General features: G+C 52.7%; 18 protein-coding genes. 12 read left to right on the top strand and 6 right to left on the bottom strand.

The window, feature by feature from the left end; all coding sequences use genetic code 11:
- The first annotated feature begins 401 nt into the window (after positions 1-401).
- Entirely contained in the window at positions 402-1,427 is a 1,026-nt protein-coding gene (locus K3T83_RS25755) for a GAF domain-containing protein (RefSeq protein WP_220205792.1), read from the top strand.
- An 87-nt stretch (positions 1,428-1,514) separates the two neighbouring features.
- Here the strand turns inward: K3T83_RS25755 and K3T83_RS25750 are convergent, their stop codons facing one another.
- Positions 1,515-3,932, bottom strand: coding sequence for a xanthine dehydrogenase family protein molybdopterin-binding subunit (locus K3T83_RS25750; protein ID WP_220205791.1), 2,418 nt, complete (start codon positions 3,930-3,932; stop codon positions 1,515-1,517).
- A gap of 156 nt (positions 3,933-4,088) precedes the next feature.
- Between K3T83_RS25750 and K3T83_RS25745 the strand changes: the two genes are divergently transcribed.
- The 4 genes from K3T83_RS25745 (at position 4,089) to K3T83_RS25730 (ending at position 7,561) form a co-directional block, all read left to right on the top strand.
- Complete coding sequence (locus tag K3T83_RS25745) at positions 4,089-5,690, top strand: alpha-amylase family glycosyl hydrolase (protein WP_220205790.1); 1,602 nt, start codon at positions 4,089-4,091, stop codon at positions 5,688-5,690.
- Between the two features lie 6 nt (positions 5,691-5,696).
- A complete protein-coding gene (locus tag K3T83_RS25740) occupies positions 5,697-6,497 on the top strand; it encodes a class I SAM-dependent methyltransferase (RefSeq protein ID WP_220205789.1) in 801 nt (266 codons plus the stop codon).
- Between the two features lie 59 nt (positions 6,498-6,556).
- On the top strand, positions 6,557-6,988 hold the full coding sequence (locus tag K3T83_RS25735; protein WP_220205788.1) for an RrF2 family transcriptional regulator: 432 nt from the start codon (positions 6,557-6,559) through the stop codon (positions 6,986-6,988).
- A gap of 150 nt (positions 6,989-7,138) precedes the next feature.
- Complete coding sequence (locus tag K3T83_RS25730; RefSeq protein ID WP_220205787.1) at positions 7,139-7,561, top strand: PPOX class F420-dependent oxidoreductase; 423 nt, start codon at positions 7,139-7,141, stop codon at positions 7,559-7,561.
- A 125-nt stretch (positions 7,562-7,686) separates the two neighbouring features.
- On the opposite strand, the gene K3T83_RS25725 is transcribed toward K3T83_RS25730, so the two are convergent.
- Together K3T83_RS25725 and K3T83_RS25720 are read right to left on the bottom strand one after the other, a co-directional pair.
- Complete coding sequence (locus K3T83_RS25725) at positions 7,687-8,913, bottom strand: aminotransferase-like domain-containing protein (protein WP_220205786.1); 1,227 nt, start codon at positions 8,911-8,913, stop codon at positions 7,687-7,689.
- A gap of 188 nt (positions 8,914-9,101) precedes the next feature.
- Positions 9,102-10,325 (bottom strand): trehalase family glycosidase, encoded by a 1,224-nt coding sequence (locus K3T83_RS25720; protein ID WP_220205785.1) that lies wholly within the window; start codon positions 10,323-10,325, stop codon positions 9,102-9,104.
- A 397-nt stretch (positions 10,326-10,722) separates the two neighbouring features.
- Between K3T83_RS25720 and K3T83_RS25715 the strand changes: the two genes are divergently transcribed.
- The 3 genes from K3T83_RS25715 (at position 10,723) to K3T83_RS25705 (ending at position 13,957) form a co-directional block, all read left to right on the top strand.
- On the top strand, positions 10,723-11,985 hold the full coding sequence (locus K3T83_RS25715) for an amino acid ABC transporter substrate-binding protein (protein WP_220205784.1): 1,263 nt from the start codon (positions 10,723-10,725) through the stop codon (positions 11,983-11,985).
- 98 nt (positions 11,986-12,083) lie between these two features.
- Complete coding sequence (locus tag K3T83_RS25710; protein ID WP_220205783.1) at positions 12,084-12,962, top strand: branched-chain amino acid ABC transporter permease; 879 nt, start codon at positions 12,084-12,086, stop codon at positions 12,960-12,962.
- Positions 12,959-13,957, top strand: a complete 999-nt coding sequence (locus K3T83_RS25705) for a branched-chain amino acid ABC transporter permease (RefSeq protein WP_220205782.1) — start codon at positions 12,959-12,961, stop codon at positions 13,955-13,957. Before K3T83_RS25710 ends, K3T83_RS25705 begins: the two co-directional genes overlap by 4 nt.
- Here K3T83_RS25705 and K3T83_RS25700 read toward each other — a convergent pair.
- Entirely contained in the window at positions 13,950-15,527 is a 1,578-nt protein-coding gene (locus K3T83_RS25700; protein WP_220205781.1) for an acyl--CoA ligase family protein, read from the bottom strand. The genes K3T83_RS25705 and K3T83_RS25700 overlap by 8 nt on opposite strands.
- 313 nt (positions 15,528-15,840) lie before the next feature.
- On the opposite strand from K3T83_RS25700, the gene K3T83_RS25695 reads away from it, so the two are divergent.
- The 4 genes from K3T83_RS25695 to K3T83_RS25680 all read left to right on the top strand — a co-directional run bounded on the left by K3T83_RS25695 (position 15,841) and on the right by K3T83_RS25680 (position 20,539).
- Positions 15,841-16,026: a hypothetical protein gene (locus tag K3T83_RS25695; protein ID WP_220205780.1), complete on the top strand. Its 186-nt coding sequence runs from the start codon at positions 15,841-15,843 to the stop codon at positions 16,024-16,026.
- A 599-nt stretch (positions 16,027-16,625) separates the two neighbouring features.
- On the top strand, positions 16,626-18,353 hold the full coding sequence (locus K3T83_RS25690) for a peptide ABC transporter substrate-binding protein (protein WP_220205779.1): 1,728 nt from the start codon (positions 16,626-16,628) through the stop codon (positions 18,351-18,353).
- Between the two features lie 108 nt (positions 18,354-18,461).
- Positions 18,462-19,421 (top strand): ABC transporter permease, encoded by a 960-nt coding sequence (locus K3T83_RS25685; RefSeq protein WP_220205778.1) that lies wholly within the window; start codon positions 18,462-18,464, stop codon positions 19,419-19,421.
- A 14-nt stretch (positions 19,422-19,435) separates the two neighbouring features.
- Positions 19,436-20,539 (top strand): ABC transporter permease, encoded by a 1,104-nt coding sequence (locus K3T83_RS25680; protein WP_220205777.1) that lies wholly within the window; start codon positions 19,436-19,438, stop codon positions 20,537-20,539.
- 60 nt (positions 20,540-20,599) lie between these two features.
- Here the strand turns inward: K3T83_RS25680 and K3T83_RS25675 are convergent, their stop codons facing one another.
- Both K3T83_RS25675 and K3T83_RS25670 read right to left on the bottom strand, forming a co-directional pair.
- Positions 20,600-21,475 carry a DUF1206 domain-containing protein gene (locus K3T83_RS25675; RefSeq protein ID WP_220205776.1) on the bottom strand — a complete coding sequence of 292 codons (876 nt, stop codon included), beginning with the start codon at positions 21,473-21,475 and terminating at the stop codon, positions 20,600-20,602.
- Positions 21,476-21,685: 210 nt separating this feature from the next.
- Positions 21,686-22,063 (bottom strand): hypothetical protein, encoded by a 378-nt coding sequence (locus K3T83_RS25670; protein WP_220205775.1) that lies wholly within the window; start codon positions 22,061-22,063, stop codon positions 21,686-21,688.
- Positions 22,064-22,266 lie beyond the last annotated feature (203 nt).

Raw genomic sequence — 22,266 nt, 5'->3', positions numbered from 1 at the left:
TATTTTTTCATCTTTATTTACTAGTTGTAAGTGTACTGATTGAAGCAGCTTGATACATCGGTAAAATTACCCATTACTAGCCACGAACTTTGTGATATAAAAAGATCATAAAAATCTTGTACTTTGAGCAAGCATCAGGTATTTTTCATCATAAGTATAGGGCCACAAATGGGGCAGGCATGGTATACTACAAATCATGTCCCATGACGGCATGGGTAAAACGGTCTGAACAACTGCCCAGATGTCATAGCGGTGAAAGCGTTATCTCTATTTTCTCTATTTTTCTATTTTCTACTCGTTATGAAAATGGGCACAGACAAGCAGTTGACCTGAAATGTGTGAACTGTTATGATAAGAGACCTGCATATTTGCATAAATTATTTGGCGGCAAGGTGAGCTACGTGGAAAAATTTCATACCTGGCGAGATTTGCTGGGAATCCTGATTCAAGATGTCCACGAGAAGCAAAGGATTGCTCAAGCGTTAGGAGTCAACGCTATTACGCTCTCACGTTGGGTCGGTAAGTCTTCAACGCCCAGGCCCATCCATTTGCGTCATCTAATGACTGTGATTCCTCCACAATACCGGAGTACTATGCTGGATTTGATTCGGCAGGAATTCCCTACCTTTTCCTTTGCTGACGAAGAAACCATGAAAGAAGACGATCAAGACGAGATTCCTTCAGAGTTTTATGCTCGTATTTTCAACGCCTATTCAGCGACGCCTGTGCTGCAACGTTCCTGGTCTGTAATGAGCCTGACATTACAGCAGATATTGGGGCAACTCGATCCTCTCCAGGTGGGTATGGCTGTCACTATTGCGCAGTGTATGCCTCCTTCGATAGATGGAAAGGTTTGTAGCTTGCGCGAGCGCACTGGCTATGGTACGCCTCCCTGGGGGATCAATCTGGAGTCGTATGCCGTCTTTCTTGGAGCCGAGTCACTGGCGGGATATGCTGTGAGTTCCTGTCACCCGCGCATCATTCAAAATAGCGAAGAGCAGCAAGGGGTGTTGCCTGCTCATTGGGTGCAATGGGAGAGAAGTGCGGCAGCCTATCCTATTTTTCGCTCTGATAGGGTTGCGGGTTGCCTGCTTGTTTCCTGTACGCAACCTGATTATTTTACTCCTGCTCGACAAAAGTTGATCCAGCAGTATTCCGAATTACTGGTGCTGGTCTTCGAGGCCCATGAATTCTACGCTATGAACGACATCAATTTGCATGTCTTGCCATATTATCGTCTTCAGGCGAAATATCTGGCAAACTTTCGTCAGCGCGTCTCCGACGTAATGATGGAAGAGTTAAGAAAGGGGCATGCTATCGATCTCAGACAGGCAGAGTTGCTCGTCTGGCAACAGGTGGAGCAAGAACTCTGGCAATTGCCACCATATACGGGAAAGCCCGATGATGAGGAGCTGGGAAACGAATAAGCAGTCTCATATTGTTGTCGTTTCAGAAAAGACATAGTGTGGGCCACAGGAGGTGCATAGATCAACGCTCCTGCGGCCGTTGCGGTCTTATTGTTGTGTATGGCGTGTGAAGTACTCAGGAAATGCCAGTTCATGCTGTGCGAGCTTTCCCTGGCGTGCGGATTGGATCAGCGTCCAGATCTTTTCAGGTTTGAGCGGCATATCTATTGTGGCAATGCCCAGCGGTGCCAGCGCATCCAGCACGGCATTGACAATGGTTGGCGGTGCCGCGATACAGCCAGCCTCGCCAGCGCCTTTCGCTCCCAGCGGATTGAAGGGTGAAGGCGTCTCCACGAAATCCGTTACGAAGTCTGGTATCTGTTCCGCACTGGGGAGAGCGTAGTCCATCAAGGTTGCAGTGAGTGGCTGACCGCTTTCTTCGTCATAGACAACCTCTTCATAGAGCGCCTGTCCGACTCCTTGAGCCAGGCTGCCCTGTATTTGTGCCTCGGTAAGATAGTGGTTGAGGACGCGTCCACAATCATCTACCGCCACATAGCTCAAGATGCTGACATTCCCAGTCTCGCTCTCAACCTCGACAATGGCCAGGTGAGCGCCAGAGGAATAGCTTGCCCCCTCAGCTGCAAATGAGCGCCATGCTGCCAGCCCTGCGATTGGTGCGCCGTTTACGGGATTAGGCGGTTCTTGCTCAATCAGCGTGGGTTGTTCTTCCACCAGACGCGCTAATGTGCCGAGATCAACCGTGTGCGCTGGCGTCCCTCGCACGAAGACGCGTCCATCTTCCAGCACAAGATCGGCAAGGGCAGCTTCGAGAACGTGGGCCGCAACCTGCAATGCTTTCTCGCGAACAGCTTCAGCCGCCAGCAGCACGACGGAGCCTGCCATCTGGGTGACGCGACTGCCGAAGGTGCCGATACTGAATGCTGGCAGCGCCGTATCGTTCATCTGGACCTCTACCTGCTCAGCCGGAACGTGCAAGGTGTTGGCGACGATCTGAGCAAAGGCCGTGAAGTGTCCCTGCCCGTTATGTGAGACGCCGCTCTGCACCAGCAGCGTACCATCGGGACGAATGCGCACGGTCGCAGCTTCACGAGGACCGGGCGCGGCTCCTGCGTCTCCTGATAACTCGATAGGAGTGGCAAGACCTATACCTAAGAGTTTGTCACTATTAGATGCTCGCCGTTCACGCTGTTTCTCGCGCCACCCCTGGTAATCTCCCAATTCAAGCAAACGATCCAGCGCCGCCTGATAATTGCCGCTGTCATACTGCACACCCGTTACAGTTCGATAGGGGAAAACGTCCGGCGGCAGAAAATTGCGGCTGCGTACGACGGCGGGATCGAGTTCTAGCACATGAGCGATACGATCAATGACGCGTTCCAGAATATAGGCGGCTTCGGGACGACCAGCGCCACGATACGCGTTTGTTGGCGCTTTATTGGTAAAGGCTCCAAGCGTAATGCTCTCGATCGCCTGAACCTGATAGGGACCGTTGAGCATCAGGCCGGTGCGTGCGTGGATTGCCGGTGAGACACCCGCGACAAAGGCTCCGATATCGCCGACCGTACGCGCTTTTATGGCAAGCAAGCGACCATCGTTTTGAAATGCAGCCTCAACATAGCTGATCTGACCCCTGCCATGCGTTTGTGCTATCAGATTTTCGGTGCGATCCTCGATCCATTTGATCGGACGTCCCAGGCGCATTGCCAGCGCTGCCGTTACCTGTTCTTCACCCAGAAAGGCGTTTTTGGCACCGAAGCCGCCGCCAACATCAGCATTCTGGACGTGGATGCGGCTTTTATCGAGGCCCAGGAAGTTTGCCAGCGTTTCGCGGGCGCGGAAGATCGATTGCGAGGAGAGCCATGCTGTCAATTGGCCGCTTTCGGGGTCGAAGTCGAACATGCAGGCGCGTGTTTCGAGGGAGCCAGGCACGAGCCGCTGATTCACCAGTCGCAGGAGTAGCGTTCGGTCCGCCTGTGCAAATGCGGCCTCGATATCGCCGCCCTCAACCTTTGCGACGAGGCCCACATTTGAGCCGAACTCCTCATACAGCAGCGGAGCGGCAGGTGCCAGCGCTGCTTCGATATCAATCACTGCTGGCAGCGGCTCGTAATCGACATCCACCAGATCGCGGGCATCTACGGCCAGGTAGCGATTCTCGGCCAGGACGACCGCTACCGGGTCGCCTGTATAGCGTGCCTTGCCTATTGCCAGCGGACGCCGCTCTGGTCTTTTGCTGCCAGGTATCGTGGCACCCTCAATCGGGCGCATGGTACTTGCCAGCTCTGGGCTGGTAAATGCTGCAACGACTCCGGGCAGTGCCAGGGCCGCATCCAGGGAAATCTGGCCTATTTCCGCGTGAGCGTACGGGCTGCGCACGAACGCGATATGGAGGGCAGGAGGACGACCGGCGGCTGGTCTGAGATCATCGACATAGCGACCGTGCCCGGTAATAAGTGCCAGATCTTCGCGCCTCCGCTCCAATCCCGCAGGTATCTTTGTCATGCTTACGCACCAATCTATCTGTGTGATATTGTTGTTCTATGCATGTTATAGTCTTGAGGAGAGCATGCGTCAAGAGAATAGGATGGTGCTTGCCCATAATTAAGCAGGCAGCAAGCCATTCTAGCGGAAAATATGTCATATGTGGAGGAATAACATATGCTGCAAACGCCCTCGTGGTGGCAAACTAGCGTGATTTATCAGATTTACCCCCGTAGCTTTTTTGATAGTAATGGTGATGGTATCGGCGATCTTGCGGGCATTACGCGCAAGCTAGATTACCTGCGCTGGCTCGGCGTCGATGCGCTCTGGCTTTCTCCCATGTATCCATCTCCAATGGCCGATTTTGGGTATGATATTGCCAATTATGTTGATGTTGATCCTATTTTTGGCACTCTGCATGATATGGATGTGTTGATCGAGCAGGCCCATGCGCGCGATCTCAAGCTCATTCTCGACTACGTTCCCAATCATACATCCGACGAGCATCCCTGGTTTCAGGAGTCCCGTGCCAGCCAGGAGAACGAAAAGCGCGACTGGTATATCTGGCGTGATCCATCTCCTGATGGTGGTCCTCCCAATAACTGGACCAGTTTTTTCGGCGGTTCCGCCTGGCAGTTCGATGAGCAGACGGGTCAGTATTATCTGCATCTGTTCGATGTCAAACAGCCCGACCTCAACTGGCGCAATCCGCTGGTACGCGAGGCGATGTATGATGTTCTGCGCTTCTGGCTGGATCGTGGGGTTGATGGTTTTCGCGTCGATGTGCTCTGGATGCTGATTAAAGATGAGCAGTTGCGCGATAATCCCTCGAATCCCGATTGGAAGCCGGGCGATCCTCCCGTCTTGAGTCAATTCCGGCAGTATTCTGAAGATCAACCAGAAGTTCATAATATTATCCGTGAGATGCGCAGCCTGCTCGATAGCTATGGTGAGCGTGTCTTTATTGGTGAGATCTATTTGCCAATTCCTCGTCTGATGCAATATTACGGCGAGACGCTCGACGAGACACATCTCCCCTTCAACTTCCAGCTTGTGACCAACCCGACCTGGGAGGCACGTGCGATTCGTCAGATCGTGGATGAATATGAGAACGGCTTACCCGATGGAGCGTGGCCAAACTGGGTGCTGGGCAATCACGACCGACCACGTATCGCCACGCGGGTTGGCCGTGAGCAGGCGCGAGTGGCACAGATGCTGTTATTGACGTTGCGCGGAACCCCGACCTGCTACTATGGAGATGAGCTTGGGATGCTCAATGGGTATGTGCCGCGTGAATTGTTGTATGATCCAGCTGGCAAGGACAATCCTGAACATAGCCGCGATTACGAGCGCACGCCGATGCAGTGGGACGGCAGCACCAACGCCGGGTTTAGCACGCCAGGCGTGACCACCTGGTTGCCGGTCGCCGAAGACTATCAAACCTATAATGTCACGGCGGAGCAACAAGACCCGCGCTCGTTCCTGGCGCTGACGTGCACCTTGCTGAACGTGCGCCGATCTCTTGCGGCCCTGACGATTGGCTCATATCAATCGTTCGATCAAGATAACAGCACCTGTTTCGTCTATCAGCGTCAGCACGAGGGTACGCGCTATCTGGTGGCTCTCAACTTCTCGGCTCAGGAACAGGTTGTCAAACTTGACGAAAACGGACAGGGACGTGTCCTTATCTCAACGCACCTGGATCGGGAAGACTCTGTGCGGTTGTCCGAGATCCATTTGCGCGGAAACGAGGGCTTGCTGATTCAAAGAGAGGAGTAACGAGATATGACGCAAACATCACCGCAGGATAGCGACGAGAAAAAAGCTCGTGTGCAGGACTACTTTAGCCGCACAGCAGAGAACTATGTGACCAGCACCACACATCGGACAGGCTCGGATCTGCAACGGCTTGTAGATCTAGGCGAATGGGATGCGCAGCAGCAAGCGCTGGATATTGCGACCGGCGGCGGACATACTGCACTTGCTGTGGCACCACATGTCGCACACATTGTTGTGAGCGATCTGACGCCACGTATGCTGGAAAAAGCGCGTGCATTTCTGTTGTCTCAGAACGTGACCAACGCCGAGTTTGTGCCGGCTGACGCTGAGAATTTACCTTTTGCCTCTGCCAGCTTTGATCGCGTGACCTGTCGCATCGCCCCTCACCACTTTCCCAATGTGGCGCGCTTTGTGCAGGAGGTTGCACGCGTTCTCAAGCCGGGCGGCATCTTCTTGCTCATTGATAATATCGCGCCCGATGCTTCTGCACTGGACACTTTTATCAATACCGTTGAGAAGCGGCGCGATAGCTCACATGGGCGCTGCTGCACGCTGATAGAGTGGCGGCGCTTCTTTGCCGATGCTGGTCTGTCCGTTGAACTGGAAGAGGTCTTTCGCCGTACCCACAACTACGATGACTGGACGGCGCGCTCTCAGCTTGCGGCCAGCGAGAAGGCCAAACTGGAGCGTTTCATCCTCACTGCCAGCGAGGAAGCTCAGCGGTATTTTGCTGTGACCGCAGATGATGGGCATCTCAAACAGTTCAATACCGATGTTGCGCTGTTGAAGGGGCGTAAGCAACAGTAACGGGCGTCCTATTGGCAAACTGCACTCGTTTCGGTTACAATTAACGTGGAGGTGCTGGTATGAATCTTGCTATGAACAAAAACACGCTCATTTCTGGATGGTTCAGAGTGGCCGTGCGGGGGCTGGTAATCCTTGCCGAGACGGGTGATATCTGCTCAAGCGTTGCGATGGCACGTGGCCTGAATGCCCACGCGGTCTTTTTGCGGCGCGTCATGGCACAGCTTGGGCAGGCCAATATTGTGCTTGCTCGTGAGGGGCGCGATGGCGGATATTATCTCGCGCGACCGGCTGAGTGTATCACACTGGCCGAGGTCTATCTGGCCGTCAAAGCTGCCACACCTCACGATGAGATGGCCTGTCCTCGGGGAGAAAACGAGCCGCTCCAACAAGCCTTAGATGAGGTAGCTGCCGAAGCCGAACAGAGCCTTCTGCAAACCCTCAGCAACCATACTATCGCATCGATGATAAAGCGCTCCACCGTCAATCACTGATCCTCTGCAATCTTACTCTGGCTTTTCGAGAAACTGTACTTGATTTTCTTACAGTTAGCTGCTAAACTGTAATGGTATGAGTTACAGTAAACAGTGGCCTGTGATGGGCTGCTGAAATATGAGAGAAGAGTAGTTGGAGGAGAACACGTTATGATTCCTCAAGAGTTACAAGATTTGTTGACGCAACGCAATAACGCTATTCTTGCCGTCAATCGGCGTTCGGGCGCACCTCATGTGACGCCAGTTTGGTATTTATGGGACGGCGAGGATTTTTATGTCAGCATTACGACAGATCGTGCCAAGTATGCCAATATCCAGCGTGATCCGTCGATCTCGCTGATTGTTGATGAGGGTCCAGGCTATGTGGCAGCATATGGAGAGGCCGAGATTTTCGATCAGACTCACCCCAATGCTGGCGAGCTTGCAGAGCGGCTTGTGATCAAATACACTGCTGGGGAGCAGAGGGAGCAGTTTTTGAAGCTGGTCAAAGAGCCGAATCGCGTCATTATCAAACTTCATCCAGAGAAGGTTGTCACGAGCAACCTGGTTGTTGCAAGGCCAGCGCAGTCCTGAAAGCAATAGATGCGATAAAGTGATTCGTAGTCGAGCGATTTATCGCGGTGGGGCGGCTTCACAAGCGTTTCCACCACCGCGATAAATCGCTCGACTACGAAACTTCTGGGTAATTTTAGTTTGTGTTATCGAGCCGCGCTTTTTTGTCTGGAAAGCACCTGCCCAAGCCGTGTGATGCCCTCGTGGATCTTCTCCGGGCTGGCGTTAGAGAAGTTGAGGCGCATGGTGTTTTCTCCACCGCCGCAGGGATGGAAGGCCACGCCCGGCACAAAGGCCACTTTCTCCTGAACCGCCTCCTCCAGGATTTTGCTGCTATCCATTTCTTCCGGTAAAGTTGCCCAGAGGAACATACCGCCTTGAGGATGTGTCCAGGTAACATCGGCTGGAAAGTGTTCCGAGAGGGCCGCAAGCATGGCATCTCGTCGTGTACGATAGACATTGCGGATCAGCGGGATATGCTCTTCGACGTGTCCAGCACGAACCATTTCATAGGCGAGCATCTGTGTCAGTGTCGGCGTATGCAGGTCGGTTCCTTGCTTGGCCTGGACCAGTTTGCTAATAAGTTGGGCCGGGGCGATGATCCATCCCAGACGGATGCCAGGCGAGAGGATCTTCGAGAACGTGCCCAGGTGGATAACGTGGCCCGTATAGCCAGTATCGTCGCTGCTCTGCTGTACTACAAGCGATATCAGCGAAGGTAACTGGTCACCTTCAAAGCGGAGACGAGCATAGGCATCATCCTCCACGATGGGGATGCCGTAGCGTGTGGTCGCTTCGATCAGATATTGGCGGCGTGCCAGTGAGAGCGTGCGCCCGCTGGGGTTCTGGAAGTTGGGCAGGATATAGATAAACTTCGGGCGCTTCTGCAAGACGGCTTCCAGATCGTCGAGAACCAGGCCGTCGTCGTCCGATGGAAGCGTGACGTAACTGGCTCCATAGGGTGCCCATGCCTGAAGCGCGCCCATATAGGTTGGGGACTCTGCCAGCAAGGTATCGCCCTCATCGACCAGCACTTTGCCCAGGAGGTCCAATCCCTGTTGCGAACCTGAAGTAATCAATACGTTATCTACGGTAACGGGTGCGCCGTCTTGAGAGGCGGCTTGAGCCAGCAGTTCGCGTAAGGGACGATATCCTTCTGTTGCGCTGTATTGGAGTGCCTGTGGTCCGGCCTCTTGCAGCAGGCGTTGTGAGATAGCAGAGATCTTTTCTACCGGGAAGACTTCTGGGGCAGGTAGCCCGCCGGCGAAAGAAATAACATCTGGCAATTCGGTGAGTTTTAACAGTTCACGAATTGCCGAACTGCTCATACGGCTTGTGCGTTGAGCGTACTGCTGGTCCCATCTTATCTGCATCTTTGATCTCCCTTGTTACCGTGATAAAACGTACAAACTATACAAGTGTCTCTCGCCATCGTACAGGCGAGAGACACCTTAATTAGACTGTACGCCCTATTGGTGGAAGCTGTCCAGAGTCAATTTACATAAATGCAACCAGCCAATATCAGCCAATTGCTCTTCAACGAGATTTTCAGCTCATGTTATCAAAAGGCCAGGCGGTCCGTGAAGACGCGACGGCCCAGAATCACAGCGGCAGCTGATGTCCAGCCATGCAGTGATGGCACCTCTGCCGTACGCTCTTTCGGCAGTTGCACATTGCCATCCACAACGTTGTATTTTTCATACAGCTTGTCAGTCTGTTGATAGATCTGAATCAGCAGAGAGAGGAACTTCTCCGCGACACGACGGGCCTGCTCGTGATGGCCGTACGCATCCAGACCACTGACGGTAATCATGTGCAGTGGTGCCCAACCAGCCGGGTAGCCCCACTGGACCCAATCGAACTCGGTATGCGGGCTGCGGTACTGTTGATCGGTTGTGGCCAATCCATAGGGCTGCTCAAAGCGTGAGAGGTTTTCGACCAGACGGTTGCTCTGCTCTTCAGTGGCGATGGCGGCCCATAGCGTCCAGTAAGCACAGAGCGACCAGTACGGGAGTTGCTGCTGTTTTTCGTAGTTGTACTCGAAGAAGAAACCGGCCTCTTCGTTCCAGCAGAGATCTTGAATGCGCTGAATGCGCTCTTTCGCCTCCATTTGCCAGCGTAGCGCCTCGGTGCGTTCGCCCAACTCCTGCGCCATCCATGACAGCACACGGGCGTACTGAACGAGCGCACAATTGGTAATCAGCGGCGTGCATTGGCGAACATTACCCTCGAAGATCGCGGTAAAATCAAGGCCGGTCTCCGCTTCATCAGCCAGTTCTGGAGGAACATTGGGTTCTCCCAGATCGCGGTTTGTTGCCAATCCTGTTGGCGTCTGGTGGTGAGAGGCCAGCCAGTAATCAGTATATTCGTGCTTGAGCAAGGGATAGGCGAGATGGAGGATATCGCGTTGCCCGGTGGCCTGATAGTAGCTCCAGATGCTATTCGGGAACACGGGCGTTTGTGAGCGTGTCGTGTAGAACGTACGGTTGCCGTTGGGCATAAATCCATAACGCTCGATCTCAAATAAATAGTTTAATATATGATAACGAACGAGATCATAGCGTCCATGTTCCAGCAGGGCCAGATTGATGAAATGGGTATCCCAGGCGTACATTTCCGGGAACGTGGCCTCGCTGCCTCCCGCCGAACTATAGGGATGAGGGAGGAACAGGAGCGTGCCGGTGCTATCCTGACGCAAATCTTCTTCGCGAGCGGTATGCAGATCTCCCTCCCACCATGTCGCGATGAGAGAATCCAGCGCTTGCCATTGTGCATGTAACGTCATTTTTATAGTCCTATCAATAGTAGTCAATAGAAGCAGGGAGAATGATACATCTATCGTTCTCCCTGTGTTGTATGCTATCCCGGCATCTCGCTGCAAGCCAGAGGAACTTTTATCCTAAAGGATGTGTCTCTCCCTGTGCGAAACACTTTTGGATGAACCGCACTTTGATCGAATAGGGAGAGCATTTGCCGCGTTAACATGAATAGCTGAGAATGCGTATAGAATTTCATTTTCCTCTCATCTGGTCTATTTATCATACCAATAGCGGACGAAAAGGCATGTCTTTTCGTTGGCGCAGTTTCCTATCCAAAAACATCCTGAAAGCAAGGTGTGGATTCCCCCGAAAAACGGCGTAATGTAGGTATTATGTATTTCTATTGCATACAAGGAGGACAATGTGCGCAAACGACACATGGTGGCGCGATGGACCGCTCTCAACACCGTTGGCGCTCTGATCCTGATTCTGGCTGTTTGTAGCGCATGTGGGCAGGGGGCAACCACATCCACAACAAGCAGCACGAGTCAGTCTCAGGCTCCGATCAAAATTGGTGTTTCAGTTTCACTCTCCGGCGACTTTTCCGCCGATGGCAAAGCGACCGAGCAGGGCTATCAACTATGGGCAGATAGCGTCAACAAGCAGGGCGGTTTGCTAGGCCGGCAAGTCAAGTTGACCTTTCTTTCGGATGCCAGCAGCACAACCCAGGTAGTGACAAACTATCAAAAATTGATTAATGTGGATCATGACGATCTTGTCTTAGGCCCGTATTCTACATTGCTGACCAAACCTGCATCTGTTGTTGCCAATCGTTACGGCTATACGATGCTTGAAGGGGCAGGCGGCGGTCCCTCCGTCTTTACGCAGGGGTTGCATAATATTTTTGACGTATCGCCTCCTATCGTCAGCCAGCTCAACGGCTTTACACAATATATTCTCTCATTGCCGCCAGATCAGCGACCTCAGACAGCCGCTTATGCCACCGAGGATGATCCATTCACTCAACCGATGGTCGATCAGGCAAAGCAACTGCTGGAAAAAGGCGGCATTAAGACGGCCTCCTATCAGGTCTATCCAGCGGAGACCACTGATTTTACTCCGATTGCACAAAAGATTATCGGCTCCAACGCACAACTCGTCATTTTAGGCTCAATGCTTCCCGATATGATTGCTTACGTTCAGGCGTTCAAGCAGCAGCACTTCAACCCCAAAGCCATCGTTGCCTCTGCCGGACCTGATCAGGGATCTCAGTTTACTGGACCGATCGGTGGCGGCAAGACGGCTGAGGGCATCTTCTATCCCAATGGCTGGTTTCCTTCGCTCAACACCTATCAGAATGCTCAGATGGTCAAAGATTACCTGGCGCAGTACAAAGGCACCGCAGATCAGATCAGCGCCGATACTGCTGAGGCGTACTCAGTCGGGCAGGTACTCTATCAGGCTGCAAACAAGATTCACAGCATCAACAATGCGGCATTGATCAAAGAACTGCATTCAGGCGATACTTTCCAGACCGTCCAGGGCGATGCGAAGTTCGACGATGTGGGCCAGAACGTGTCCGGCCTCGTCTACGTCTTCCAGTGGCAGAAGGGATCTGTCGGACTCGTCTATCCTACCGATAAAGCGACCAGTAAACCGGAATATCCCAAACCCGCGTGGCCCTAGTCTCTCAATGCTAACCCTGCATTTCCGCGTGGCGACACCCTTGCTGCGCGGAAATGTAATTTTTCATCTATTGTTCGTCCACGAAAAGAGGACATGTTATGTATCTCATTATTATTGAAGCCATCGTGACCGGCATATTAACCGGAGGCGTCTATGCGCTGATGGCATCGGGGTTGACGCTGGTCTTCGGGGTGATGGATATCATCAATATCGGTCAGGGCGCGCTCGTCATCCTGGGGGCGTACCTCAGCTACATGCTGGAACAGTATCTCCATATCGACCTCTTTCTCGGCCTGCTTCTGACCATGCCGATTATGTTTGTGCTGGGATTGCTGATCGAGTTGTTGTTTATCCGTCCCATCAAACGCGAACGCACGATGCTGTCGATCCTGGTGACATTTGGCGTAGCACTGGTGATCGAAGGTATTCTCAATCTCATCTTCTCCGCGAATCTCGTGCAGTTGCACGCCTGGTATATTACCGCCTCGTTTCGCGTTGGCAGCTTCTACCTCTCTTATATTTATGTCTTTGGCTTCTTGCTGGCTGTCATCCTGCTGGCTGCACTATATATCCTGCTTTATCGCACGAAATTTGGCTATAGCCTGCGCGCCTCGATGGAGAACCGCACGGCTGCCGAGTTGATTGGCATCAATGTCGAGCGCGTCTCGGCGATTACCTTTGGTATTGGGGTTGCGCTCGCTGCTGCCGGGGGCATGACCTTTGGAGCCACCAATGCATTCAACGCCAATAGCGCCTACGACCTGATCTCGCGGTTGCTGGCGATCATTATCTTTGGTGGCATGGGCAGTTTGTCGGGGGCGTTGATCGCATCGGTGAGCATGCTGGTGATTGAGGATGTGACCGCCGTTGTCTGGTCGCCGGTCTGGGCCAATATCGTCTTTTTCGTTCTGCTGGTCATTATCCTGATCCTGCGACCACAGGGCTTGTTCGGGCAGGTGGGAGGAAGAAGGCAATGAAACGAGTGAAAACGATTAGCTTGCTACTTTTGTTACTGCTTGCTCTGAGTTTCCCGCTGTTCTTCCCTAATCCAGCGGTGACGAGCGTGGCGGTCTTTACGTTGCTGTTCGCGGCAGCGGCGACTGGCTGGAATATCTTTTCGGGCTATACTGGCTATATTGCCCTCGGACATGCTGCTTATTTTGGCGTTGGAGCGTATGCGCTGGCGATTATGTGTCAGGATTGGAAGGTGCCAGGTGGCTATCTCCCCTTCTTGCTGGTGCCGGTGGCCGGGCTGGTGGCGATGCTCTTCTCGATCCCCCTCGGCTGGATTGCCCTGCGCGTGCGACGGCATACCTTCGTTGTGGTGACAATTGCTATGTTTTTCATTCTGCAACTGCTCACCTATAATCTGACGGGCATTACCAAAGGCTCGACCGGCCTCAGCCTGCCCATTCCAACTGATTGGGGCGGCGACTTTTTCAACACACCCTTCTACTATACCTCTCTGGCGCTGCTGCTCGTGGCGATTGCGGTTTCCTGGTGGGTGCGCAACTCGAAATATGGGTTGGGTTTGCTGGCGATTCGCGACGATGAGGATCGCGCTCTGAGTCTGGGTGTGAAAACTGGCATGTCCAAGCTGACGGCGTTTATGATTTCAGCCCTGATCGTCGGTATGGTTGGGGCAACCTGGGCCTATTTTGTCGAGTCGATCTATCCAGCGGTTGCCTTCGATCCCCTCTTCGACCTCGCTGTTGCTCTGATGGCCTTTCTGGGTGGCCTGGGATCGCTTACTGGCCCCATTCTCGGTGCCTTCGTTCTGGAATCAACACAACAATATTTCACACTCCAGTTTAGCGAGAGCAGCTATTATCTGGTTATCTACGGCATCCTCTTCCTGGTGACGATGCTGTTGATGCCGCGCGGGATCATTCCAACGCTCCAGGCGCGCTGGAGCAAGTACCAGATCACCAGGAAACAGGAGCCAGTACACAGGCAATACGGGACTAATTAATGCGTTTGGTGCGTCCGGCCCAGCCTTTCTCGCGCAACACGAATTTCTGGATCTTGCCGGTGGAGGTTTTGGGCAGCTCGCCAAACTCGATGGCAATGGGACACTTGAAGTGCGCCATACGCTCGCGGCAAAAGGCAATGATCTCCTCTTCGGTGGCCTCTTTCCCCGGCTTGAGGGTCGCAAAGGCTTTGGGTCGCTCGCCCCATGTTTCGTCAGGAATGGCAACGACTGCACATTCCAGCACGGCGGGATGTTGCACGATAACCTGTTCCACTTCAATAGTCGAGATATTCTCGCCGCCCGAGATGATTACATCTTTGGCGCGGTCCCGCAGCTCGATATAGTTGTCGGGATGCCAGACGCCGATATCTCCGGAGTGGAACCAGCCGCCCTCAAACGATTTAGCAGTGGCCTCTTCGTTGCCGTAATAGCCTTTTGCGACGTTGTTCCCGCGCATCAGAACTTCGCCCATCGTCACGCCATCACGGGGTACGTCGTTCATCTCGGTATCGACGATGCGTGCCCGTTCAGCGGTGACATAGCCCTGTCCCTGCCGTGCCAGTAAACGTGCCTGCTCCTCGTCGGAGAGTTGATCCCACTCGCTCTGCCATTCGCAAACCGTATATGGTCCGTAGGTTTCGGTAAGGCCGTAGACGTGGATGGGGCGAATATTGAGCGGTTTCAGTTGTGCGAGCAGCGTTGGAGATGGCGGGGCACCGGCGATGGTCGCGGTAATCTGGCGTTCGAGGCGATGGGCCTTTGGATGGTTGACCAGGAAGATATGCACGGTAGGAGCGCCATTGTAATGGGTCACGCCCTCGCTTTCAAAGAGATCCCACATCGCGCCCGGCTCTGGTTTGCGCAGACAGACATGTGTGGCTCCAACGGCGGTCACTGCCCAGGTCGTACACCAGCCGTTGCAATGAAACATCGGCAGGCTCCACAGATACACGCTGCTGCTAGTCATACCCATTTCAATTACTTCGCCCAGCGCGTTGAGGTAGCCACCACGATAGGTATACATCACGCCTTTTGGGTTGCCGGTCGTGCCGGAGGTGTAATTGATGGAGATCGTCTCCTCTTCATCCTGGAGCCAACTCTGGACCGGTTCGGGCGAACCCTGAATCAGAAATTGCTCGTAAGGATCTTTCTCCGGGTCGCTGTCGTCGATGTGAATCACTTCGATGGCATCCAGGTTGAGCGGCTCGATCAGATGGGCAAGTTCGCGATCCACAAAGAGGTATTTCGCGCCAGAATGTTGGAGGATGAAGCCAATCTCCTGACTGTTCAGTCGAGTGTTGATTGCTACCAGAATGCCCCCGGCTGCGGGGATGCCATAGTGCGCCTCCAGCATCGGAGGCGTGTTGGGACAGAGAAACGCGACACGATCATGTTTATGCAGGCCGATGTCGCGCAGACGGGAGGCGAGACGGTAGACGCGTTCCGCGAATTCGCGATACGTGTAGCGTCGTTCACCATAGACGATGGCGGTTTTGTGCGGGAAGATCAGGGCGCTGCGTTCAAGAAAGCTTACCGGTGTCAGTTCACTACGATACACCTTTGTATTCATTATAGTCACTACCCCTTTCCTGTGCAAAAGACAGAAATACAATTGGGAATTGTGGGATACATGGGCTGACATTGTATAGATATTATATATTACGATGAAGCAGCGTTTGCCCTGTTGTTCTGCTTCCTCTCAATCGGCCTGAGTAAAGAGACGAGACTGTGATCTCCATCCCTAATATATATGCTGCACTTTTGCGCCTCATCGATTCTTGTGAACCAGAAAGAGCGATGTCTTCGTATTGTAATAGATATTCTTTTACTATGATGTAGTGGCTCTACTGGATATTGCAGGAAGAGTTTTTCAAGGAGGGATCATGAAAAAGCCGATGTTTCTTGCTACCGCTCTCTGCTCATCGCTGGTGACAGGAGGAGTAGCCTTTATCGCTCTGGTATTGCTGCGCCTCAAGCGCAAGACTGATGCAGAGTATATCGTGCTGCCAGCGCAAGAAGAGGAGCAACCAACGAAGCAATCAACGGAGCATGTCTTGCAGTTGGTGTAGATGTGAGCTGAAATGCTGGAGATGCCTCGCTGCGGGTCTCCAGCACGTTGCATTCTATTGGCATGGCATGGTATTATTGATGGAAGTGGCGGTGCTGCAAGATGTGTGCCACTTTGAAGGACTGGTGGGTGAACTGTGCCAGCATTCTCAGTCTGTCTTCAGGAACATCTCAGTTTCAATTCATATTTGTTGAGTATGCTGTGAGAGCAGTAACTAAGCCTCCATGCGTCATTATGCCCTTTAGCAGGATGGGCAGATGCTTTGTGGGCGGATAGTTGCTGTTACTTCAGTGCATCATGAACCGTGCCATCATGATGAATAGGTTGCTTAGCAGTCACAGCATTCAAATCAGTATTGTAGTACATGTTATGCACCTGATCGGAAGCAGTGGAAATTGCGTGTGAGTGCTGCATGATTATTGACGTATTACTTATTACAGATATGTTGACAGAGCGAAAACATCTCCCTGAGCGTTTTCTTTCTGATGAAGGAGGAATGGGGCAAAAACTCATCAGTTTTTGATGTCCTTCTGTATGCATGTATGGTCATTTTAGGGCTGTATATGACAAGCTATTTTTTGTTGTAAGGAGAGAATATTTATGCCACAACGTAAAATGTGGATGCCAGGACTCATTACGACCCTGCTGCTCCTCGTGGCGATGCTGCTTTCTGCCTGTGGCGGCGGCGGAGCTTCTTCTGGTAATTCTGGTAGTGCCAGCAATGGCTCAGCGCCAGCTCCCGATGATAAACAGGTCTTTCGCTGGCCGCAAGCTGCAAACTCGGATTTTGTCAGTCTGGACCCCGGCCTGATTCAGTATTCTGACGGCAACTATATTGCTCGCACGATCTTTTCCGGCCTGGTTGCATTGGATGCCAAAGGTGTTGTCGTTGACCAGTTGGCCGCATCGCATCAGGTTTCCCCGGACGGCCTGACCTATACGTTTACGCTGAGAGACAATCTGAAGTTTAGCGATGGTACGCCGATTACTTCACAGGATGTCATCTATAGCATTAATCGTACGCTTGATCCCGCAACAAAGTCGGAAGTGGCCTTCTACTTTGATCTGATTAAGGGCTACGATGAGATCCAGGCTGGTAAGGTCAAGACGCTGATTGGGAGCAGCCTGTTGGCACCCGATCCTAAGACGGTCAAGATCGTGATTAGCAAACCTGCTGGTTACTTCCTCGCGGCCCTGACCTACACAGCTTCCAGCGTCGTCAATAAGAAGCTGATCGATAAGTACAGCACCAAATGGACCGATCATATGGAAGAGGGCGGCACTGTTGGACCTTTCAAGGTTCAGTCCTACTCTCATACAACCGGTCTTACCGTTGTCCCTGACTCCAACTACTTTGGCACCAAGCCCAAGCTGAAGAAGATCGAGTTCCTGCTTTCCGGCGACCTCGATACGACCTACAAGGGCTATCAGGCCGGTCAGTATGATTACACGCCGATCCCGCCCGTCAATCTGGATGCCGCCAAATCAGCTAAGGGATTCCGTACGGTTCCTGAGTTGAACACCTGGTATCTGGCGCTCAATTACCTGACCCCGCCGTTCAACAATATCAAAGTTCGTCAGGCGTTTGCGCTGGCAATCAACAAAGATCTCTTGAACAAGAGTGTCAACCGTGGCGCTCACAAGCCCACTAACAACATCATTCCACCCAACTTCCCGGCATACAATCCCAATATCAAGGGGCCAGATGGTACCACCAGCACCTCTGGCAATCCTGATAAGGCCAAGCAGTTGTTGCAGGAAGGGTTGCAAGAGCTGGGGATCAAGAGCGTTGCAGATCTGCCAGTGTTGACGTTCACCAACCGTAACCAGAAGCTCACCCAGGATATCGCCAGCGCGATCATTCAGCAGTGGCAGGACAATCTGGGTGTGAAGGTGAAGCAGGATGTGTTGGAACTCGCCAAGTTCAACGACACTATCCAGGCGGCGCAGAACAACCCCAAAGGTGCGCAGATCTGGTTCGCTGGCTGGGGTGCCGACTATTCTGATCCCCAGGACTGGCTGAGCGTCTTCTTTGCCAAGGGCGTCTCGAATAACCAGTCGAACTACGGTCAGAACAATAGCCCCGCAGCTGCCGAGCAGCAGGCTGTGCAGAAAGAATTGCAGCAGGCTGATGCCAGCTCGAATCAAGAGGAGCGCTTCAAACTCTACCAGGATGCCGAGCAGAAGATCGTCAACGATGTGGGTTGGATTCCTCTCTACCACCGTAACATCAACCGCTTAATCAATCCAAAGGTAGTGAGTTACGAGCTAAACGGCTACGATCAGTTGTCCGCTGAGCAGTGGGCACAGGTCTACATCGCCCAGTAGGGCTGATTTTGTAGGTAGGATGGTTGAAGAGCATGGGAAGTTTCCGTGCTCTTCAATTTCTGCCCTGACATTTCAATCTTATGACTCTCAATACTGGAGAGGAAGTTCATGATCCGATTTTTTGTCAAAAGATTGCTGGGCCTGATCTTTGTGATCATCGGAGTCACGTTTATCACCTTTATCATGGGCTATTTTGCCCCCGGTGATCCCATTCGTGACCTGATGGGTGAGAAGTTTAATTATGCTATCTGGCTTCGTTTGCGACATGATTATGGTCTGGATCTTCCCTGGTATCAGCAGTATTTTCATTACCTCTCGAACCTGCTGCATTTCAATTTAGGCACCTCATATCATTTTCAAAATCGCGCGGTCTGGGATATTCTCAAAGAGGGAGTGCCGATCTCGTCCGAACTGGTTTTCTGGGGATTTCTGCTCCAATTGGTGCTGGGGATCCCGCTGGGCATCATTTCGGCGTTGCGGGCAAGAACCTGGGTGGATACTGTCAATATGACCGTGATGTTAACGATTTATGCTCTACCCTCGTTTGTGCTGGCTGTCTTCGCGCAAATCCTTGTGTTGCAGTTTAACAAAGTGACAGGCATAGAATGGCCGGTGTCGCAATGGGGAGCGCCCTGGCAATACGATTGGACAGATTTTCAGTATAAGCTGGTGCCTATTCTCGTCTTTGGTGCCGCCGGTTTCGCCTACTTCTCGCGCCTGACCCGGACGAGTCTGCTGGAAGTGTTGGGCCAGGATTATGTCCGTACGGCGCGTGCGAAGGGGCTGCTTGAGAGAGTTGTGGTATATCGTCACGCGTTCCGCAACGCCTTGATCCCGCTGGTGACGGTCATCGGTTTGAGCTTCGGCCTGCTGGTTGCGGGTTCGTTCTTTATCGAGCAGATCTTCAATATTCCCGGTATTGCTCGTATTACCATTAACTCAATTTATCAAAGAGATTACCCGGTGATTCAGGCGACGACGATGCTGATCGCCATTGGCGTTGTCTTTGGGAACCTGCTCTCTGATGTTCTGTATGCCGTTGTCGATCCACGCATCAAGGTTGAATAAGGAGGCCGCCATCAATGGATGCACGAGAAAAGCCTGCCGAGCAGGTCTCTCAAGGGGTAGTTGCTCCTGATACTGGCGCACCAGAGTTCTTAGAGGTGATCAGCGAGACAGGCGAATCTGCTCCTACCGCTCCTCAAGAGGGGCTACAAGCTGCCAAGCCTCCCGCGACGCCTTTTCAAGAATCGTTGCGCAAATTGCGCCGGGATGGTCGAGCGATAGCGAGTATCGCGCTCATCCTCCTGTTTGTCCTCGTTTCCATCTTTGGGCCGCTGATCTATCAACATATTGGTGGTGCCTATAAAAGCACGGCTACGAATAAAGTTGTATCCTCGACGGTCTATCATACTTTCGATCACCAGGAGCAGGACCGTCTTGACGAGGGGCCATCGGGTCAGTACTGGCTTGGAACCGATTCGCTGGGTCGCGACCTGTTCGCTCGCTTGATGCAGGGTATGTTGATCTCGCTATTGGTGGCCTTTGTGGTGGAACTAGTGGATATCGTGTTTGGCGTGACGATTGGTGTGCTGGCTGGCTATTATGGCGGCTGGATCGATCAACTTCTGGCTCGCTTTACTGATATCATGTTCGCCTTCCCTGGCGTCCTCTTTGTGATCCTGTTGACTGGCATTTTTGGTTCGTGGGCCGACGATCATCTGGAGTCTATTCCGGTGATTGGTCCGAACGGGAATGCGCGCCTGGTGCTGGTTTCGCTGGGCCTCGCCTTTACGATCTGGCCCCTGATGGCTCGCTATGTGCGTGGGCAGACGCTCCAACTCAAGCAGCAGCAGTTTATTGAGGCGGCGCGCACCGCCGGGACCAGTAATGTACGGATTATTACGCGCCACATCATTCCCAACCTCTTCAGCATTGTGATTATCGCCTCGACGTTGAATATCTCGAACGTCATCATCGGTGAGGCCAGCATCAGCCTGTTGGGATTGGGCGTGCGTCCTCCCGGTGCCAGCATCGGTTTGATGATCGCTGATGGCTCCAACGTCGTAACTGTGTATCCCTGGGAAACGTTGTTACCCTCGATTGTGCTGGCGTTGATCGTCCTCTCCTTCTCCTTCCTGGGAGATAGCCTGCGCGATGCCTTTGATCCTCGCTCCAAAGACTAAAAAAAAGATGCGTTTTTCTCCTCCTGGCGAGATGAAACGCATCTTTTTTCTTGCTCTCTGTTACTGTTCACGGCCAATGCGTCGATAGCGCGCTTCCACAAACGAGTAGACGCCATATGCGATGAAGCCGAGGGCAACAATAGTGAGCAGCACCGGTCCGAAGGGCTGATGGAGCAGCGTTTGCAAGGCCGTGTCCAGCCCTTTTGCGCTGTGAGGATCATGATTGAGCGCGGCAACGATCAGGAAGATACCAACGATCAGAAAGTCCACTCCCAGCGCTCCATAGCCCAGACGCCCCGAGGTCATCGCCGCTTTGCTCAAGAGTGGATCCAGTCCGGCCAGATTGAAGTGCGAGCGGAAGTTGACCGAGTAGGCTTTATAGAAGAAGAAACAGGCCAGCCCGATGACGCCTACGCCGATAATGATGACCAGCACAACGCCAAACGGTTGCTGCAACAAATGATCCGTCCAGCTCTGCGTGGTTGTTGACGAGCTGTTGCCACCACTGCTTGTCCCCATGACCATCTGAAAGGCTCCAAATGCGAGCAGAGCGTAGGAGATGCCGGTTACTGCATAGCCAACGCGAGCGATAATGCCTTTAGTGTCCTTCCCCTTCCTCTCTGTATCAAAGAGAGCCTGTACAAAGCTCCAGAGCGCATAGCCGACCAGCCCAACGGCTACGATTGCCAGAATGATGCGGCCAAACGGTTCGGCGTAGATCGTTTTCAGCGCGCCTTTCTGGTCTGTGGCCGCACCACCATGTCCAAAGGCGAGTTGAGCTGCCAGACCGCCAATAATGATATAGACGACTCCGTTGACGATATAGCCTAATCGAGCAAGCAGTACCATCCAATGGCCGGTTGCTGCGTGGTGCGCCTGCTGCTTTGCTTCGCGCATCTCCTGTTTTGCCGATTCTATCTCTGTATTCTGGTTCATAGAACTGGTGTCCTTTCAGATAACATCTATGAATTGCGGAATGCTATAATGATTTTTACTGAGATGACTGTAGTTATGATCGTGCTATTCCTATGGTATTTGCTATTCTTATTACGGGATAACTTATACAAAAGGATACGTGGGTGTTGAGCAAGGAGCGGTACAGGCCGTTGACACTTCTAATGGCCTGTAGGCGGAAATAGCGAAGTGTTATAAGCGGGGATGTTCGTCGGTGATGCGGTCGGCTTCCGGGTCAGTATCATCGTGAGATTGGAAGAGCTTGAGAGAATAGCCTTCCGTGCTTGGCTCAGTTTGGATATAGCTCTCTCTGGCCGCAATTTCGGCGAGGTGGAAGATGAAGCGCTGCTCGTGTTCGTCGCAGCCGAGATAAATGAGTAAGGGGAAGAGATAGGCGTGTTCGAGGATGGCTTCTCCACGCAAGACGAGAATGAAGGTAGTGATGTCCAGCCCCACGTCCTGGGCGATGGTATAGAGGGAGAGAGTGGTGTTTGTGGCCCGTCTGTGCCGTGCGTTGGCGCGTTTAATCACAGCTCGTAATACCTGATGAAACTTGAGTGGTTGTTTCATGGATGGTTTTCTGGCTCCGTGCTTCTATGCTCAGTGGGAACGGCTTCACCTGTGTACACCGTTGTATTATATCTCGCTAGCACAAGAATGGGGAAAGTCGAAAAAAGTACTGTTCGTCAGGTGACGATAGGCAGAAAGTTCATGTATGTGGTGGTTCTGGTGGTAATATACAGAAAAATAGAGAAAAAAGGAGCCGTGAAGCA

The organism is Reticulibacter mediterranei, from assembly GCF_016587455.1.
The sequence above is the reverse complement of the archived record's forward strand: the minus strand, read 5'-3'. Positions and strand labels throughout refer to the sequence as shown.

Bases quoted from the DNA above. Each gene is read 5' to 3' on its own strand.
- K3T83_RS25730 (WP_220205787.1), top strand. From the start codon at position 7,139: ATGATTCCTCAAGAGTTACAAGATTTGTTGACGCAACGCAATAACGCT.
- K3T83_RS25710 (WP_220205783.1), top strand. From the start codon at position 12,084: ATGTATCTCATTATTATTGAAGCCATCGTGACCGGCATATTAACCGGA.
- K3T83_RS25725 (WP_220205786.1), bottom strand. From the start codon at position 8,913: ATGCAGATAAGATGGGACCAGCAGTACGCTCAACGCACAAGCCGTATG.
- K3T83_RS25670 (WP_220205775.1), bottom strand. From the start codon at position 22,063: ATGAAACAACCACTCAAGTTTCATCAGGTATTACGAGCTGTGATTAAA.
- K3T83_RS25750 (WP_220205791.1), bottom strand. From the start codon at position 3,932: ATGACAAAGATACCTGCGGGATTGGAGCGGAGGCGCGAAGATCTGGCA.
- K3T83_RS25675 (WP_220205776.1), bottom strand. From the start codon at position 21,475: ATGAACCAGAATACAGAGATAGAATCGGCAAAACAGGAGATGCGCGAA.
- K3T83_RS25685 (WP_220205778.1), top strand. From the start codon at position 18,462: ATGATCCGATTTTTTGTCAAAAGATTGCTGGGCCTGATCTTTGTGATC.
- K3T83_RS25690 (WP_220205779.1), top strand. From the start codon at position 16,626: ATGCCACAACGTAAAATGTGGATGCCAGGACTCATTACGACCCTGCTG.
- K3T83_RS25680 (WP_220205777.1), top strand. From the start codon at position 19,436: ATGGATGCACGAGAAAAGCCTGCCGAGCAGGTCTCTCAAGGGGTAGTT.
- K3T83_RS25745 (WP_220205790.1), top strand. From the start codon at position 4,089: ATGCTGCAAACGCCCTCGTGGTGGCAAACTAGCGTGATTTATCAGATT.
- K3T83_RS25695 (WP_220205780.1), top strand. From the start codon at position 15,841: ATGAAAAAGCCGATGTTTCTTGCTACCGCTCTCTGCTCATCGCTGGTG.
- K3T83_RS25700 (WP_220205781.1), bottom strand. From the start codon at position 15,527: ATGAATACAAAGGTGTATCGTAGTGAACTGACACCGGTAAGCTTTCTT.
- K3T83_RS25705 (WP_220205782.1), top strand. From the start codon at position 12,959: ATGAAACGAGTGAAAACGATTAGCTTGCTACTTTTGTTACTGCTTGCT.
- K3T83_RS25720 (WP_220205785.1), bottom strand. From the start codon at position 10,325: ATGACGTTACATGCACAATGGCAAGCGCTGGATTCTCTCATCGCGACA.
- K3T83_RS25740 (WP_220205789.1), top strand. From the start codon at position 5,697: ATGACGCAAACATCACCGCAGGATAGCGACGAGAAAAAAGCTCGTGTG.
- K3T83_RS25735 (WP_220205788.1), top strand. From the start codon at position 6,557: ATGAATCTTGCTATGAACAAAAACACGCTCATTTCTGGATGGTTCAGA.